The sequence below is a fragment of the Aestuariivita sp. genome (genome assembly GCF_049276915.1).
Taxonomy (GTDB): domain Bacteria; phylum Pseudomonadota; class Alphaproteobacteria; order Rhodobacterales; family Rhodobacteraceae; genus Aestuariivita.
In genome coordinates, this window is record NZ_JBASXK010000100.1 from 1 (window position 1) to 17,815 (window position 17,815).

Annotated in this window: 13 protein-coding genes; 2 read left to right on the forward strand and 11 right to left on the reverse strand. The window is 58.9% G+C overall.

Translation table 11 applies throughout. The features are described from left to right. From WAO69_RS10890 to WAO69_RS10900, 3 genes are all read right to left on the reverse strand, one after another. The coding region (locus tag WAO69_RS10890; RefSeq protein ID WP_422178949.1) for an ATP-binding cassette domain-containing protein at positions 1 to 207 on the reverse strand (207 nt) is incomplete at its 3' end. Then, positions 207 to 1,178 carry an ABC transporter substrate-binding protein gene (locus WAO69_RS10895; protein ID WP_422178951.1) on the reverse strand — a complete coding sequence of 324 codons (972 nt, stop codon included), beginning with the start codon at positions 1,176 to 1,178 and terminating at the stop codon, positions 207 to 209. The genes WAO69_RS10890 and WAO69_RS10895, both read right to left, overlap by 1 nt. A gap of 26 nt (positions 1,179 to 1,204) precedes the next feature. Beyond that, positions 1,205 to 1,951: a 5-formyltetrahydrofolate cyclo-ligase gene (locus tag WAO69_RS10900; RefSeq protein ID WP_422178953.1), complete on the reverse strand. Its 747-nt coding sequence runs from the start codon at positions 1,949 to 1,951 to the stop codon at positions 1,205 to 1,207. A gap of 66 nt (positions 1,952 to 2,017) precedes the next feature. Between WAO69_RS10900 and WAO69_RS10905 the strand changes: the two genes are divergently transcribed. Then, the gene (locus WAO69_RS10905) at positions 2,018 to 2,866 is read left to right on the forward strand and encodes a MurR/RpiR family transcriptional regulator (RefSeq protein WP_422178955.1); all 849 of its coding nucleotides are present in this window, start codon (positions 2,018 to 2,020) and stop codon (positions 2,864 to 2,866) included. Between the two features lie 498 nt (positions 2,867 to 3,364). Here WAO69_RS10905 and tcuB read toward each other — a convergent pair whose 3' ends face one another. The 7 genes from tcuB to WAO69_RS10940 form a co-directional block, all read right to left on the reverse strand. Further along, a complete protein-coding gene (tcuB, locus tag WAO69_RS10910) occupies positions 3,365 to 4,459 on the reverse strand; it encodes a tricarballylate utilization 4Fe-4S protein TcuB (RefSeq protein WP_422178957.1) in 1,095 nt (364 codons plus the stop codon). Then, positions 4,416 to 5,786, reverse strand: coding sequence for an FAD-dependent tricarballylate dehydrogenase TcuA (gene tcuA, locus WAO69_RS10915; protein WP_422178959.1), 1,371 nt, complete (start codon positions 5,784 to 5,786; stop codon positions 4,416 to 4,418). Before tcuA ends, tcuB begins: the two co-directional genes overlap by 44 nt. Next, positions 5,783 to 7,447, reverse strand: coding sequence for a thiamine pyrophosphate-binding protein (locus WAO69_RS10920; protein ID WP_422178961.1), 1,665 nt, complete (start codon positions 7,445 to 7,447; stop codon positions 5,783 to 5,785). The genes tcuA and WAO69_RS10920 overlap by 4 nt, the downstream gene beginning before the upstream one ends. A gap of 142 nt (positions 7,448 to 7,589) precedes the next feature. Further along, entirely contained in the window at positions 7,590 to 9,989 is a 2,400-nt protein-coding gene (locus tag WAO69_RS10925; protein ID WP_422178963.1) for an FAD-dependent oxidoreductase, read from the reverse strand. Further along, positions 9,986 to 12,388: a GcvT family protein gene (locus WAO69_RS10930; RefSeq protein ID WP_422178965.1), complete on the reverse strand. Its 2,403-nt coding sequence runs from the start codon at positions 12,386 to 12,388 to the stop codon at positions 9,986 to 9,988. The genes WAO69_RS10925 and WAO69_RS10930 overlap by 4 nt, the downstream gene beginning before the upstream one ends. Beyond that, on the reverse strand, positions 12,385 to 13,680 hold the full coding sequence (locus WAO69_RS10935; protein ID WP_422178967.1) for an aspartate aminotransferase family protein: 1,296 nt from the start codon (positions 13,678 to 13,680) through the stop codon (positions 12,385 to 12,387). Before WAO69_RS10935 ends, WAO69_RS10930 begins: the two co-directional genes overlap by 4 nt. Then, positions 13,677 to 15,221, reverse strand: a complete 1,545-nt coding sequence (locus tag WAO69_RS10940) for a trimethylamine methyltransferase family protein (protein ID WP_422178969.1) — start codon at positions 15,219 to 15,221, stop codon at positions 13,677 to 13,679. The genes WAO69_RS10935 and WAO69_RS10940 overlap by 4 nt, the downstream gene beginning before the upstream one ends. Positions 15,222 to 15,326: 105 nt before the next feature. Between WAO69_RS10940 and WAO69_RS10945 the strand changes: the two genes are divergently transcribed. Further along, positions 15,327 to 16,199 carry a LysR family transcriptional regulator gene (locus WAO69_RS10945; RefSeq protein ID WP_422178971.1) on the forward strand — a complete coding sequence of 291 codons (873 nt, stop codon included), beginning with the start codon at positions 15,327 to 15,329 and terminating at the stop codon, positions 16,197 to 16,199. A 677-nt stretch (positions 16,200 to 16,876) separates the two neighbouring features. Here WAO69_RS10945 and WAO69_RS10950 read toward each other — a convergent pair. Further along, positions 16,877 to 17,815, reverse strand: a 939-nt coding sequence (locus WAO69_RS10950) for a hypothetical protein (protein WP_422178973.1), incomplete at its 5' end; no start/stop codon positions are given.

Below are 17,815 nucleotides of genomic sequence, written 5' to 3' on the forward strand. Positions count from 1 at the left end.
GATCTGCACCTCACCGGAATCCGCCGACTCAAGGCCAAGCGCGATGCGCATGACCGTCGACTTGCCACAGCCCGACGGACCAATGATCGCGGTAAAGGATCCCTTGGGGCAGGACAGGGTCACGTCGCGCAGTGCTTCGACAATCTTGCCCCGCCCCCTAAAGGTCTTGCAGACCCCGGAAAGGGAAATCCCGTCCGGGGCCGACATCAAATCTCCTCAAGCAGGGTGGTGTCGAACATGTCGCGCGTGCCGTTGATGCCCACTTCGGACAACGCACGCAGGTTGGCTTCGATACCCTCTTCGGTCATCGCCATATAACCTGCGGGGCTTTCCATCAGCGGCTGCTGGGCATTGTTGAAAAAGATCTCGTTTTCGATGGTGCGGCCTGTCCCTGCGAACCACGTATCAGCCCATTTCGGCGGCCAGAGGTTTGGAGCCTTGAAATTCTCGTCCCAACCCGTGCGCGAAGCGCGCAGCCACGACACAAGTTCGGCACGCTTGGTGGCAAGCGTTTCCTCTGTCACAACGACGGTATCATTGTAGATCGTGAAGCCGAAATCGTAGAGCAGGAACGATGTTGCTTCGACACCCTGTTGACTGATCGTGTAGGGAACGTTGGTGGTGAAATCGAGGCTGGCGTCAATCTCGCCCTGAATGAGTGGCGTCGGGTCATAGGCGTAAGGTACGATATTGACCTGCGATGGGTCGATCCCGTTCAGCGCCAGCATTGCGTTTACCGAAATCACGTTGACCGGTGGCACGGCCAGCGTCCTGCCGATCAGATCCTTGGGTTCGTTGATCGGGTTCGACACAAGCGACACGATGCCAATCGGGTTCTTCTGATATTGCGCGCCGATGATCTTGAAAGGCGCTCCCTGCTCGGCAATCGCCTTGATCGTGGTGTCGGGCGTGGTCAGCGCCAGATCGGCGCGGCCTGCAATGATGGTGCTTTCGGGGATCACGTCGGGGCCGCCGGACAGATAGGCCAGGTCCAACCCTTCTCCGGCATAGTAGCCTTCGTCGATGCCAATGAAGTAGCCTGCGAATTCGGCATCATTGATCCAGGCCGCCTGCATGGTGAAAGGTGTGGCTGCACTGGCCCGAAGCGGCAGCGAAGTCGCTGCAGCGCTTGCAGCGGCTGTACCAAGGAAACGGCGGCGGTTCAGTCTGAGTGTCATGAGAAGGGTCTCCTTTGTTTGGGTGATCATGCGAGGCCTTGAAGGCGCTGAAGCTCTTGCAAGGGCGGGGTTTCAGAAATCTGTTTGGGTTCGAGCAATGGCCATTTCACACCACGCGGCCGCTTGGCCCGGCGTTCGACCACATGCGTTTTGTTCGGCGTCAGGATGGTATCAACCAGAATATCGGTCTCAGAGGGCTGCAATTGCTCTTCGACAAGCTGCACATCATGGACGACGGCATGAACTGGCGTATGTTCACCCACAAGGCCAAGATCGGTGAACATGCCCCATTCGAGATCAAAGAAGCCGTGGCCTTTTCCAAAACGGACACCGTTGACCGATACCGCCGATGCCCCAGTCACCAGATAATCAAACCGCCCTTTCTGCGCGATCTCTTCAAGCGTGATCGGGACGCCGAAATGCTCCATACCATCAAGCCAGGAGGCATAGAGAGCAGCTCCTTCGGGCACCGTGGTTGGGTCAAGGTAGAGAAAGCCACGGTATATCCCATAGGTGGACATGACAAAGGGCTTGCCATCCTCGATCATCCGGCGCCGTAGATCGGCAAGGCAATTGTCAGGTGTGATAAAGGCAAAGCGGCTGTTCTGGTAAGCCTCGCTCTGGACGACGCGGTCGGTTGCGGCTTCCGAGCCTTCAAAATCGGGGATGACTTCAGCAAAGTTCATGTGAAACCGGGTGTCTGGCCTCGCCACGTCCTTTAGTTTCGTCCATATCTTTTCGCGGATGGTCTTGGAGGTCGACATTTTGCTCATTTCATGTGTTTCATTGTTTCACTATCATGAAACAGGTGTTCCAAACGTCAAGAGAAATCGTTTTCCATGGCCTCAAGACTAATCCTCAGAATTCAGGAACGTTCTGCGCGCCTGACGTCGAGCGAAAAGAAGATCGAACATGTTTTGTTGCAGAATCAGAGCCTTGTTGAAACGCACACGGCGACGGAACTTGCGGCGAAGGCCGGAGTGTCCAAGGCGACAACTGCCCGTTTTTTCCGCAGTTTGGGCTATGCCGACTTTGAAGAGGTCCGCCTGCAGGCCCGCGAAGAGCGCAATCGGCGGGAACCTTATTCAGACGTGGAAACGATTCCCGAGCCTGCGACATTTGGGCGAACCATCTCCGATCACCTTGAACTGGAGCTGCGCAATCTGACCCGCACCTTTGAGGAGTTGCGCTCGGATCTGCTGCCGGACATCTCTCAAGTTCTGGAAGAAGCACCCCGCGTCTGGTTTGTCGGTTTTGGCGATGAACAGGGGCTGGCTCGGTTGGGTCGGTCGCTGTTTGCGCGGCTACGGCACGGTGTTCATGAGTTGCAGGGACAGGGACATACCTGGGCAAATGAGTTGTCGATGACAGGCCCCCGTGATGCGTTGGTCCTCTTGACTTTTGAGCCACGCCCAAAGGTGTTGCGCCCCCTGCTTGCCCATGCGCGCACCACGCGGATGCGCGTCATCACGCTGACCGATCACGCCTATGCCCCACAGGCGGAGCGGTTCTCCGAGGTTGTTCTACCGTGCCACGTTGCCAGCTACGGCGCGCTTCCTACACATGCGACGATGCTATCCGTCTTGCGGCTGATCGCCGTGGCTTATCTGGGCCGCAACCCCGAAGCGGTCAGTCAGCGCATCTCGACGCTGGCGGCTATCGATGAGGAGCTCGATTTATTTGAGTAGCTGACGAATGCAACCCGGATCAGACTAGCTCAAAAATGCTAAGAGCGCCCAATGACCTCCAGTACTTGCAAGCGCTATCTGTGAAACTGGACGGTAAAGATTGTCGCGATCGGCTGGTCAAAACCCAGATAACATGCTCGTCTCATACGGGGCAGCATTTTCGTGAATTGGGCAATAGTTTCCAATGTCACCACCAGCTGTAAGTTCATAATCTACGCAGGGAGGCCAAGGCCCGTTCTAGGTCAACCTTACGACGGCAAATGGCAGCAGTGCGCGGTTCAAGCCCATTTCTGCGTAGCGCAGCATTAGGTACAGTGGGCTCTTTCGACCCTTTCGCCGCACCGGTCATGAGTGGCCGGTCCGGGAAACATCGTCGTTCGCTGCGCCACGCATCAACTGGTAAGATGCGGGACAAAGCGCAATTTCGCTGCTGTTGAATGCAATTCAGCTTTCCACGCTTTGCTGACATTCGATTTGGGTAATTCGCATCGCGCGAACTCAGCGCGCTCTTTGTACATTCCCGATAAGTGCTGCCAGCCGATAGAACCCATGCACGAATTTTGAATACGGAAGCGTCAGAAACAGTGTCAGTACCGTGGCAAGGTGAAACGTCAGCATATAGGGCACGAGGCGGGTATGCGTGGCTAAGTAAAGCAGCAATCCAGATGTGCTCACTGCAAAGAGCAAAACCACAAATGCCATATCGCCGCCCCGAACGCGCGCATCAGACAGGCCGTCACCCGCTTGTAGTTTGAGCCTCACCATCCAGAGCGTGCCGCCGCTCAGCATCAGGCCACCAGGTATCCCGAGGAGTTTCGGAAGGCTGAAAACCCCATAAGGCGCAGGCATATCAAAAACATAATGCAGAACCGTGCCAGAGGACGTCGATGCAAAGCACAATAAAAAACCCCAGAGCGTCAGTTGGTGTGCCACGCGGCGTGCGTTGCTGAACCGGTCTTCGTCCTCAAAGTTACACCCCTGATCTTGCCCACCAGCAAGGTTGCGCATGGTGGCCACGTCATGAAATGCGCATGCCACGGCCCTCCATGTCACGGCGCCGCCGCCGACATTCCGCCAATATCGCCGGACCGAGACGGCCATCGCCAACAGAGGCAAAAAGAACGCAGGGGCAAAGATCGCCACCATCAGGCCGTGGCTCATATAGGCGTAAAAACCCTCACCCGCCGCTGGTTGCAGTGAGCTGACCGAGAAAGCCAACAAACATAGGCACACCACAACCATGGTCGCGATGGCCATGCCGTGACGGTCGTAGGCCCGACCAAACCCGGACGGCCATGCCAATTCCTTCCAAATGTCAGTACGGACCTCTGCCAGCGCGCGCGGCAGATTGATCGCAAACTCATGTGGCTCGGTATATTGGCAGGCATAATAACAGCCACGGCAGTTGTGACACAGATTGGCCAGTTGGGTGATGTCACCATCGGCAAAAGCGGTTTGTCGCGTGATCGCCGGAAAGACCGCGCAATAACCTTCGCAATAACGGCAAGCGTTACAAATCTCGATCTGACGTCGCGCTTCCTGGACTGTTTCAACGGACATGGGCTGCGGCCTCCTTGCCTGCGATGCGGCCAAAGACTGTACCAATCGTCATTCCAAACCCCGCCAGATAGCCTTCGCCTAGGATCGATCCGGCCATGATCTCACCCGCAGCCCAGACATTGGACAGTGGCGCGCCATTGGCATGCACGCGCGCGGTTTCGTCGACCTTGAGGCCCAGATAGGTGAAGGTGACGCCGGGGCGCAGTTCATATGCGTAGAACGGGGGTTTTGTCAGTGGACGTGCCCAGTTGGTTTTGGGCGGAGTGACACCATCCGTGGCCAGACCATCCAATTCTTGCGGTTTAAAGGGGCCGTCCGAACAGGCGGCATTGAAAGCCTCGAACGTCTGCATCACCGCTTCGGGCAGGCCGAGCTTGATGCGCAGATCGTCAAGTGTGTCCGCCTCGATCGGGGGGAATACCGACGGCATGAACAGATCACGCGAGCGGCGGTCTATGATGGAATAAGCGACCTGATCGGGCTGGGCCGCCACCAGCCGCCCCCAGATGGCATAGCGCTTGGGCCAGACGTCTTCACCTTCGTCATAAAACCGTAGGCCGTGTTTGTTGACCACGACCGAAAACGGCACGCAATCAAGCCGCGTAACAATGCCACCGTCAAACTTGGGCGCACGCCCGTCGATGGCCACCGCATGACATTGGGTCGGATCGCCAACGCTACCGGCGCCCTGATCCAGCATATCGCGCAGCACGACGCCTCGATTATAGGGCGTACCACGGATCAGGAAGTTACGTGCCGCAGGACCCCAGGCTTCGGCCAGCCAGTCCAGGTCGGCCTGAAATCCACCTGAGGCGATTACCAGAGCGTGGCCTTCGATCCGAGTACCGTCTTTCAACTCCACATGGGTAAAAGCACCTTCTGTCATGCCCACATGCACCACTTCGGTCTCGTAGTGCACCTCGACACCCAACGCCTGCGCGGTGCGGTAATAGGCATTTACCAGCGCCTTGCCGCCACCAAGGAAGAACGCGTTGGTGCGCCCCAAGCTCAATGTGCCAGACAACGACGGTTGAAACCGCACCCCATGGGCCTCCATCCATGGCAGGCAATCTTGCGAGGTCCGGATGACCATTCGCGCAAGAGCCTCATCCGTGTTGCCCTTGGTCACGCGCATCAGATCGTCAAAATACTCGTCCTCAACGTAGCTTTCGATCAGCACGGATAAGGGACCATCATGCATGCACCGAAAATTGCGGGTGTGGCGCGAATTGCCGCCCCGATAGGGCTTTGGCGCGGCTTCTAGGATCAACACGCGCGCGCCCGCCTCGGACGCCTCGATTGCGGCGCACAGGGCCGCATTGCCGCCGCCTACCACGATGATATCAAAGGGAGTTGTCATTTAGCAGACTTAAACAAATCCTTGCGCAGTGTCATCAGAGCCGCCGGATCAATCCGCCCCTGAATGACGCAGGTTTCGCCGCTGGCGAGCGCCTGTTCCAGTGCCGGCCCCATCTCGCCCGGTCCCTCAACCCAAAAGCCGCGCGCGCCGCACAGCTCTGCGAATTGGTCAAAGCGTGGGCTGTCGATCTCGGCGCCCAGCAAACGCCCACCAAAGAACTCCTCTTGGTAAGCCTTCTCGGCACCCCAGGCCTGATTGTCGAGGACGATAAAGATCACCGCCAGCTTGTGACTTACGGCGGTCTGCACCTCGATCATCGTATACCCCATGGACCCATCGCCCATGATGGCGATCACCGGACGATCGGGGGCCGCCGCCTTGGCCCCGATAGCCGCAGGCATGCCGAACCCGACAAGCCCGAAATCCAGCGGTGTCACAAGACCCGGGGAATGGTAATGCGCTAGTCGGTCGGCGGCCTGAAGGCAGGTGTTGCCGGTATCGAGCGTGACAATGGCGTCCCGCGGCAGGACCGCGCGAATTTCGGCCAAGGCGCGTCTGGGATGCATGGGCAAGGTTCCAATCCGGGCCTCGTCTTCCCGTTCTGCCACCAATGATGCCATGTCAGCGGTAAAGCCTGTCCGCCAAGCGGCAATGTCGGGTGCGGGCGTATCCATCAGGGCAAGCGCTGTTTCATAGGCATCTGCCTGCACCGCAATCTCGACGGGGAAATAGCGACCCACAGCGCTGCCCTCAATATCCACATGGGCGATCCGCGCGGCTGGGTTCACATATTCCGCGCTATGAAACGTCGAGTTAAAGCCAAGTCGTGCGCCCAGAACCACGATCACATCGGCCTCACGGGTCAGGCGGCTTGCAACGCGATTGCCGCGCGGGCCACCTTGCCCTGCGAACCACGGATGCCCGTGCGCCATGACATCGGCGTGGCCCGTGGAAGCGACGACGGGCACTTCCAACGTCTCAGCCAAGGCGGTCAGGGCGGCTGTACCTGCCGCCCATTTGAAACCCCCACCTGCAAAAATGACTGGCCGTTTCGCGCCAGTAATCATCGCTCTGATCGCAGCAACATCGCTTGCTGCTGGCGGACCTGCCTTGGCAGTTTTCACCGCGACGGGTTCAATTGCTGGGACCTCGGCTGAGAACAAATCACGCGGGACGTGGAGCACCACCGGACCGCGTCGTCCTGACATCGCCAAACGGATCGCGTCTTCAAGCATCGGGGCCAGACGCGCGGCGTCCGTCACCATGATCGAGCGTTTTGAGATGGGCGCAAAAAGCGCGACCTGATCAACCTCTTGAAAGGTGTCCTTGCCTTGATCCCCGCGACTGATCGCGCCTGCGATCACGACCAGGGGGGAATAGGCCAGCTGCGCCTCGGCCACGGCGGTCACTAGATTGACCACTCCCGGCCCGGCTTGCGCGCCCAGTACAACGCCCGGCCCGCCATTCACCCGCGCATAGGCGTCTGCCATATGGCCCGCCGCCCGTTCATCGCGCGCCCCGACATAGGCGATGTCGCCGCCTGCGTACATGGCGTCATAAAGTTCCAGCATCGACCCACCCAACAGCCCAAAGGCGGTAGTCACACCATTCGCCTTCAGGACGCGGTAGACTGCTTCTCCCCCTGTGATTGTATCACTCATGGTTTGCTTCCTTTCGGTTTGGGCACCAGTCGCAACGCCGGGCCTTTGGGGCGGTAGATTTCAGCGCCACGGTTTTCATTCATTTTTGGGAACCAGCGGCGCAGAGGAAGCGTCTTTTCGATCCTTGCCTCTCTTGGGGCTGTCATGTCCTTGGCCTTTCGCTTTTTGGGTCCCACACAGGTGCATCCAGCATATGCAGCGCATGGGGTTCGTTTAACCGTTGCACCGAAAGGCCAGTTTGCGGCGCATCGGCGCGCAGATATGCAAAGACAAGGCTTTTGCCGACGCTGTGCCCGTAACCACCCGAGGTGGTCAGCCCTACAACCGTGTCGCCTGCCAAAACCGGTTCGCCGCCGTGGCAATCATGAGTGGTGGCCTCCACCTCTGCGTAGACAAGGCGCCATTTCGCGTCCGTGTTCAGCGTCGCATCCCGCCCCAGAAACGTGCGGTTGTCGGGCTTGAAGAACCGCATCAAATTGGCCTCAACCAGCCCCACATCCGTCGTTAACTCGCCGCTGGCCGGATAGGCCTTTTCCATCCGCATCGCGTTTAGGGCGTGGCTGCCAAAATCGCGTAAACCGTGATCGGTCCCCGCGGTATGGAGCGCATCATAGATTGCTCCGATGGCGTCCAGCGGTGCGTGTAATTCCCACCCCAATTCGCCGGTGAACGACACCCGCAACGCAAGACAGTGTTGATCCGCAACAGCGATTTCTTGCCCGGTTAGCCACGGGAACCCCGCGTTTGAAAGGTCCGCATCGGTGATCTGGCCTAAAATATCGCGCGAGGCAGGCCCCGACAACGCCAGCATGCCCCAGTTTTGGCTCAGATTGGTGATGGTGACTTTTTCATCTGGCAAGATATGAGACTTCAACCAGTCGGCATCGGCATTGGTGCGGGCGATCGCCGACCCGACAAAATAGGTGTCGGGCCCAAGACAACAGACGGTCACTTCCGTCTCGAACTTGCCTGCATCGGTCAGCAGGTGGCAGAGCGCAATGCGGCCCGAGCTGGGGACCTTGTTGGCACTCACGCGCTCAAACAACGCTCGTGCATCCGGTCCCTTAACCTCGATCTGAGAAAAGGCACACAAGTCGATGACGCCGGCGGCCTCGCGTACGGCTTTGACTTCTGCCGCGACGTTTTCGTGCCAGTCTTGGCGGTGCCAGCCATTGCGATCTGGTTCACCCGGCGTATCCGCAAACCAGCGCGGGCGTTCCCATCCGGCAACTTCGCCAAAGACCGCACCTTTGGCCGCAAGCCGATCATAAAGAACATGGCGGCGTACGGGCCGTAGGCTATGGAACTGTTTGCCCGGCACTGGGGTGTCGTGGCGGCGCATGAATTCGTCTTTGGTGCGTTCGACAATGAACGTGTCATCCGCAAAATCGCCATAACGGCGCGGATCCATGGACCGCGTGTTCTGGCTTGTTTCACCGCTGGTCATCCATTCGGCCAATATCTGTCCGGCCCCACCACCCCAGGCGAGACCAATGGATGATCCACAGGCCAGCCAGACGTTCGGCGCACCCGATGGCCCCACCAGCATCCCGCCGTCCGGCGTATGGGTGATTGCCCCGCGTACGACCCGCTTGATGCCCAGATTTTCAAGGATCGGCATTCGGTCAAAGGCGCGCATAAGGAAATCACCGATGCTGTCGTAGTCCGCCTCGAACAGCTCATTCTCCGCCTGCCAGGGCGCGCCTTCGGGCATTGTCCAGACTGTCGGGCAGACATGGCCTTCATAGATGCCGATCAGGCCCGATTTCTGCTCTTGCCGGATGTAGCCGCCAAAGGAATTGTCGCGCATCACGGGCAATTCGGGACGGTCCAGAAATTCTTGAACCGTGTCGGTCACCAGATAGTGGTGCAGGCAAGATACGGAGGGGATTTTGAGCCCGAACCAAGCGCCCACCTGATTGGCATAAGATCCAGCGGCGATGACAACATGTTCGGCCAAGACCTCCTCGCCTTTGTCGGTGGTCAGCCGCCACATGTTGCCTTTGCGCGCCGCTCCTGTGATCAGGGTGTGTCGTTCGATCTTGGCCCCGCGATTGCGCGCAGCAAGGGCGAGGGCCTGCGTCACGCTGGAGGGGTCGATATGCCCGTCCTCAAAGGTTTGAACAGCGGCTTTCATGCCTTCGGTGTTGTAAAACGGATTACCTTTTTTGACGTCCTCGGGCCCGACCAGTTCCATCGGCAGATCCAGTAACCGCCCCACGCCCATGATGGATTTCATCCAATCGACTTCGTCGTCATCATACGCCACGCGGAAGCCGCCGACCTCGTGCCAGCCGATGCTTTGGCCGGTTGTTTGCTCGACCCTCTTATAGGTCGCGATGGATGTTTTGTTGATCCAGCCCGAGAGACGCGAGCCCACCGCATGGGCAATCTGCCCCGCCGCGTGCCACGTCGACCCAGACGTCAGTTCTGCCTTTTCGAACAAAACCGTATCGGTCCAGCCATGCTCTGCCAGTTGATAAAGGGCCGCGACCCCCATAATCCCGCCGCCGATAACGGCGCATTGGACGGTGCGTGTCATGTCTTCCAATCCTTCAAGGGGGCAAGGGCGGCGCGGGCGCTAAAACGGGTGCAGGCAATTTCCACCTCGAACAGGTCAACGATTTCGCCTGCGCGCAGGCGGTCAAGTGGCATGGTCAGCATCGCCAACGCCGCCGTTCGACCGTGGGTATAGTTCCACGCGGCAGAGGTGACCTGCCCCGCGACATGTCCGTCAAACCAGATCGGTTCATCATGGATCGGAACCGCATCAGGGCTGTCAAACAGCAGAGTCGCGATCTGTCGTTGCGGAGAGTGATCCGCCAGCGCCGCCTTGCCGATGAAATCAGTCTCCCAAGCGCAGAAGTGGTCCAACCCCGCCTCATGCGGCGTTGTGCCGGGCGTGAGTTCGTGCCCCCACGCACGAAAGCCCGCCTCGATCCGCAAACTGCCGGTGGCATAAAGCCCGGCGTGGCTGGCCCCGGCGGCGACCAATGCGTCATGGGCGGCCATCGCCATGTCGGACGCAATATAGAGCTCATAGCCTGCTTGCCCTGTGTAGCTAAGCTTTCCGGCAAACCCGCGCGCCAGCCCGACCTCGACAGGCGCGAAACCAAAGGGTTTGAGCGCTGGAACAGGCGCCGCGCTGGCTTTTTGCAGAACTTCATGCGCCCGCGCGCCTGCCAGCCCGATGATGGCCCAACCGCTTGTGACATCGGTGATCTCTACCCGTGCCGTGCCTTTTTCGCGCCGCATATGCATCAAATCGCGGACCACTTCGCCAGCACCGGTGATCATTAGATAGGTCTCGGGGCCGTGGCGCTGCACGGTCACATCGGATTCGATCCCGCCACGCGCGTTGAGGATTTGAGAATAGACGATCCGACCCGGCGGGACATCCATCTGGCTCGCACATATTCGGTTGAGGAAAGCGCAGGCATCCGGCCCTTGCACCATGATCTTGCCAAAAGCAGATTGGTCGATGATTGCGGCCCCTGTCTGACAAGCTTCGACCTCGGCCCCGACCCGATCCCGCCACGCAGGTGCGCTGAATGTCAGCGGCAAATGCGCGGCCTCACCTCCGAAATGCACGGCACGTTCCCATCCGGCCATTCCGGCAAAGCGCGCGCCTGCATCGTAGAGAGCCCCGTGGATCGGCGTGCGCCGCTGCCCCCGTGCCGTGTCCATCGCCAGACCGGGGTAAGAGATATCGTAATGTCGCCCGAGCACTTCGGGGATACGCGCTTCCAAAGCCCCAAGCACATTCATCTCGGGGCCAAAGCGCCGGATATCGGCCTCGTTCAACTCCATCGTCGGGTGGCCTGCGATGATCCATTCGGCCAGCGCTTTGCCAGCGCCACCGGCCAGCGCAATACCGCTGGAATTCATACCACCCATTAAGAACAGCCCCGGCACATCCGGGCTTTCACCCAGCATGAACTGGCTGTCGAGCGTGAAGCTTTCTGGTCCGTTTAGCAGCATCCGCACCTCGGCGGTCTCAAGCGCCGGAATACGTCGCAACGCGTTTTCCATCATCGGCGTGAAATGGTCCCAGTCTTCGTCCAGCAGATCAAAGCTGAAATCGGCGGGAAGGCGGGACAGCGGCAGGCCTTTGGCGTTGGGCTCGAACGATCCGACCAGCAACCCTTCGACATCGTCGCGGGCATACAGAAAGGCATCTTGATCGTTGAGGGTGGGCAGATGTGCGCCACGCCCGAGCGCCTTCACTTCGGGCAATGGCTTGGTCAGGATGTAGAAGTGCTCGCAGGCATAAAGCGGCATATGCGCGCCTGCCATCTCGGCCACTTCGCGCGACCAGAGCCCACAGGCGATCACCACCTCATTGGCCTCAATCACATGCTCGCCGACCTCAACGCCACTAATCCGGCCGCCGCTTTTGCGCAGGCTCGTCACGCGCGTGTCTTCGAAAAACGAAACGCCACGTGCTTTCGCGCCCTTGGACAAAGCCAACGCCACATCGGATGGGTTCACCCGCCCATCCGCGGGCGACCAGACCGCGCCGATCACATCATCGGTGCGGATCAGGGGCCACAATTCACCCGCACGCTTGGCATCAATCACCTCTGCCTCAAGCCCGAAGGCGCGGCCAAGGCTGACTTGCCGTTTGAGCGTCGTCAGCCGATCCTCATGGGTGGCGATGGAGAGGCTGCCGGTTTGGACAAATCCGGTTTGTTGGCCGGTTTCCGTTTCCAGTTCCTTATATAGATCAATGGAATAATTGATCAGTTTGGTCAGCGTCGCGGACGGGCGCAAGCGCCGCACAAGCCCGGCGGCATGCCACGTTGTGCCGCTGGTCAGCTTGGAGCGTTCCAGCACGACGATGTCGCGGCGGCCCTCACGCGCCAGATGATAGGCTATGGAACAGCCAACAACACCGCCACCAATGATGACCGTGCGAGCGTGACTTGGGAGCATGCTCATGTTGCGATCACTCCGTCTTTGATTAAGGCCGCAAACGTGCTTTCGAATGCGCCCAAAGCTTCGTCGATCAAGGCAGGGGTATGCGCGGCGGACGTGACGCAGGATGTATGCGACATCAGATCAACGCCCCGTTCCAACAGCCCCCCGCGCAATCCGTTCACCAAATCGGGTTGAACGGTTCGGATTTGCGCAGGAGTCAGCCCCTCCATGGGTGCCTCCCCGAAATACATGTGGCAGGTCGAACTGTCGCCGTAGACCGTGCCCGCAATCCCGAGCCGCGCCATCAGTGTCGCAATACCCGCGCGCAGCAATGCCGCCATCGCATCCGCCTGACGCTGCGGCGCACCGGTTGATAGATGCTTCATCGCCGCATTGGCTCCCGCCGCAACCAGGGGCGAGGCGTTGAATGTGCCTTTGTGGCTGACCGGGGGGGAAAGCCCATCGCGCGTTTCAGCGTTGTTCATCAGCTCCATGATTTCAGCTTTGCCGCAGACCGCGCCACCGGGTAATCCGCCCGTGACGATCTTGGCCAATGTGGTCAGGTCCGGCACGATCCCGTCCCGCGCCTGCCGACCGCCTGGGGACCAGCGAAACCCGGTTATGATTTCGTCGAAGATCAAAACCACACCCGCTTTGCGTGCCACATCATGCAACGCTTGAAGCGTATCTGTGGCCAGCGGGACTGATCCGTAATTCGCCCCCGATGCTTCGATGATCACGGTTCCGATCTGTTGGTCTTGCAGCGCGCCTTCCATCGCTTGGGGGTTGGCGGCGCAAATGGTGATCAAGTAGCTGATCGCATCTGGCACGCCAAGCGAGGTTGCGCGGTCGCTGCCGGGCCTGGCACCCTTCAGCGCATGGTCGTGCCAGCCGTGATAATGACCATCAATGCGCAACACGCCGGGTTTGCCGCTGAACGCGCGCCCCAGCCGGATCGCCAGCATCGTCGCCTCTGATCCTGATGCACAGAACCGCGTGCGTTCTGCGCAGGGGAGGAGCTGGTTCACCCATTCAGCCCATTCAATCTCGCCCAGATGACAATCCGCGCTGAAAATCGCAGTGGTGGTAGCCCGTTGCAAAGCCTCGACAATATCAGGATGGGAATGGCCCAGCATCTGACTGGCACTGCCCATTTTGAAATCGATGTAGCGGCGGCCCTCCACGTCCCACTTTTCGGCGCCCGCCGCGCGTTCAATGAATATCGGATGCGGCGTGCGATAGCGTAATTCGTGGCTGACCCCGCCGGGGAGGGCGGCGCGGGCGCGACCGGACAGGTCTTCGTTTCCACTCATGATGATTTGCTCATGGCTTGGCGCGGCAATCTGATGTCAAAGGCTGCACGCAACTGTGCGTCCCGTGCGTCATCCAGATGCGCCGGGAAATGTTCGGCAATCAATTGCCGCGCAACGTCCCGCGCGCGGTCCCCGATAGTGCTTGATCCGTCACTTTCCCAGTCCCTTGGCGTGCGCCGATCCCCGATATGGGGATAAAAGTAATCTGATTTCATCCGCTCAAACGTATGGGCCTGCCCCAGATAATGCCCCTCGCCACGACAGACATTAGCAATCACATCCTCGGCAATGTTGTCAGGCGTCACCTCGACCCCGCGCAGGGTGCGCAGGATGTTCCCCAACATGTCGTTATCAGCCACATAGGCCTCAAGCGACACGCCAAGCAGGCTTGCCTGCATCCCGCAAGACTGGGTGATCAGATTGGACCCGGCATGCGCCGCCATCGTCACGGCGAGACATTTCTCCGACCCGAATTGCGCATCCAGCGTTTTGGCATCCGTAATCCCCGCTATCGACGAGGTCGGAAGATCATAGTGCCGCCCCATCTGCGCCGCGGCTGCCATCAGGATCGCCTGTTCGCCGCCGCCGCCGCACATTGAGCCGGTGCGCAAATCAGCGACCAACGGCTTTGGCGCAAAGATCGCCCGCACATCCGGATCGACGAGGCACGCAAAAACCAGTCCGGCCAATGTTTCTGCAACAGCCTGCACCAATGATCCAGCGATAGTCGCAGGGCTGGTCGCACCTGCTTGTCCGGCTGAAATCAGTTGCACGGGGAACCCTGCCAGAATGGCAGCTTCCAACGTCTCACACGCCTCTTCGGCAAAGCGCATGGGCGGGACCACATGGCAGACCATGACCGTCAGAAAAGGACGCGCGCGAAAGGCAGCCTCGCCGCCCGCCAGCGAATAACAGAGGGCGGCAAGTTCATGCACTGTCTCAGGTTCTGTGACGCTCACCGACACATGCTTGGACGTACCTGCAAGACAGGCATAGGCGGTGTTGATATCCATCACCGCATTGTCATCGATGTCGCGGGCGACGATAGAGCGCGAGAAATGGTGGATGTTTTCCATCGCATCACAAATACGTGCCGCATCATAAAGGTCTTGCAGAGATCCGTCGCGGTAGTGCCCATCTTCCAGATCAAAGACGCCCGGCGCACCACCGCCGGATGACATGTGCACACGAGAGCCAGATAGATCGAGGTCATGTGCGGGGTCCTGACCACAAAGCACGATGTCACGCCGTGCCTCTGCAATTGTCTTCAGGACCAGATCGCGCGGAAACAGCAGGCGCTTATCCTCAGTGAAGTGCCCACCGCGTGCCACGACGCGGTCTACCATCGACGGGATGGCCTGACTGAGGCCGAGCGTTTCAAGAAGGCGCAGCACCGCTTCAGCAACCACCGCAACTTCGCTGTCGGTGAGAGGTTTGAACCGCCCCCCCGTGACACCGGGCCAAACGGGGGCACCCGCCGAGGTATTTGTGTCATTTTGCCGCTGCTTGCGCCCGCGCCGCGCCTTGTGTGTCTGTGGCACGTGAGTCTTCCTCATCCAATTTCTCTTATGATAGGATGTAAAATTCCTCGTTTACAAAGACAAAAATCTTCCTAATAGATGAGTTCAACTAATCTTAGGATCAACATGCTCCCCTCTCTCAAAGCACTTCGCGCGTTTGACCATGCCGCCCGCACGGGCAGCTTCAAATCCGCGGCCAAGGCTCTGAATGTTTCGCCCACGGCAATCAGCCATCACATAAGGACCCTCGAAAAAGACCTTGGGGTGCCGCTGTTTGAGCGCGACGGCCGGAACGTAACCTTGACCCAACAAGGGCGCGAGCTGAGCACAGATGTCGCCCAAGCCTTTGCGCAGTTGGCGCAGGCCGTAGACAGAACCCGCCGTAGCCCCAACGGACAGGTCATCCGCATCGCGGCGGGGCCCTTCTTTGCCGCGCGCTGGCTGATGCCACGGCTGGCACCGTTCTGGGTGGAACATCCGCAGATATCTCTTGAAGTTGTCCCGATCCCGCAGCGGCTCTCTGGGCAGGACATCGATGCAGATATCGTGATCTCTTGGGACGATATCACGGAAGAAAATGCTAGGCCGCTTCTGACCCTAACGCCCTTTGCCATTGCCAGCCCTTCATTGATCAAACGCTTCGGCCGCCCCGACAGCCCGTCAGATCTTGTTAACATGCCGCTGATACATCAACGCGATACATCAAGTTGGGCCGACTGGTTTGCGGCGATGGACGTGGCCTGTGTTAAGCCGCTTCGGGGGCCCGTCTTTGAGGATGCCAACGCGGTCATGCGGGGCGCTGTTGAGGGTCAGGGTGTAACGCTTGGCTGGATGCCACTGATCGAGCACGAGATTGAAACCGGACGGGTCATCCAGCTTTTTGATCAGTCGATCGCATGGAGAAAGCAGTACTATGTCAACATCACGCCGCGCGGTTTGCGCAATGGTGCCGCGCAATCGGTTGTGGATTGGCTGCGCAGCGAAGGCAGGCAAGGTTGATCCCGGCACAGCCGCTTTTGACCGCATGGGCGGTGTTGCGACGAAACATGAAACGCCAAATGTCTCCCGCCACAACACGATGCCGCGTCTTTTTACGTTGTTCACATAATGATTTTGGCACCATCTAGGGCGTTGGAAATGGTTCCGTCCAATCCATACCCGAAGTTATGCATAAGCCACCTTCGAAGGGCCATTTGGAATGATTTGCGGACCTTGGTGCAAGCCGCGGCATCTGTTTAAGGCGGAAGCTGCGCGCATCCGGGTAGGTCACGTGTGACAGGCCAGGCATCGGCGAAACACTGACGTTTGGGATGAAGACGGGCCTTTGCGACAGACTGCCGATGCGGGGGGGGAGGCGGTTCCCGTCTTTATCATTCTTGAGAGAGCTCATCTGGACCGTTCCGCTTGGTTTGGGCAACTGTAGGTGAGTGATCTGCCCTTTTTGCGGATCAGCCGACGTTCCCTTGCGACTAGACTATTGCTCGAAGCCCCCGGGCTGGGCTTCGTTCTTGATCAGACGTCCCAGACTTCGGGGTGCGCTTGCACAAGCCACAAGTGGAAAATACGCCCGCGCAACCTGTGCGCGGGCGTGTGTATTGATGTCTGGATCTCGTTTTGCGCGCGGAGTTTCCCTCCGATCGCAGCGAGACTGACAACCTCAGCGGGGAGACCCCCGGTTAAAGGATGCCCGGGTTGCACTCCAGACTGGCTGCAAAGGCTGAGCGATTCTTGCCGCGGGCATTGTTCATCGTGCAGGTTTGCGGTGCTGCAGCAGCGCCACCAAACGGGATGGTCCAGCCCAAGCTGACAATGTTCTGCTTCAAGCCGATCACGCCATAATCTGTATCACTCCAGTCAAGGGAGACAATCCCCGGCATCCCATGCTGCGCAAGATCATAGGACACACCGATAGAGGTCTGACGGACAGATGCTGCATTATTGGCGACATCAGTCGACGAGAATGCGCCGAACACCGCCCAGCCGCTTCCGAACTCATACTCTGCGCCAATGGCGGAAAGAGATACATCAGGAAAATCGACGCCCAATTTTTCGCGGCTATAATGCGCAAAGATCTGCAGATTTTCCACTGGCCTGAATGTGCCAATAACGCCTACGTCGTCACCCTCGACGCCGTCGGGGCCAAGAGCACCAAAACTCGTTTTGCCGGCATAACCTTCGACAGAGAAAGTGTTGCCAGAGTATCCGACAAAGGCTCCGTAGCTTTCGAAATTCAGCGAGAAACCTGTGATGCCCGCTGAGGCGTCTTGGAGATAGAATCCGGTATGGACGCCATTTCCGAAGGAATATGTCGGCGCAACACTGATTCGTGTAAAGTCGATATCGAAATCGGGGTTCCCCGCCCGACTTAGGTTCAGTTTGGAGTGCGAAATATCGATGCCGATTTTGAACTTTTCGCTTAGGTTGAGATTGCCTTCGAATGAAAATCTCAGGCTGCGCGCGTCGACGTCTTCGTTCGCCGGCTCTTTAAACGTTCCCGTTCCAAGAGAGAAGTGAATGGTGCCGTCCATGCTGACCGAGGAAGCCGTTTCCGCCGAAGCTACTGTCGAAGTCACGCCGATTCCGACGAGAGCTGTTACTATGACCCGTGTAAGCAT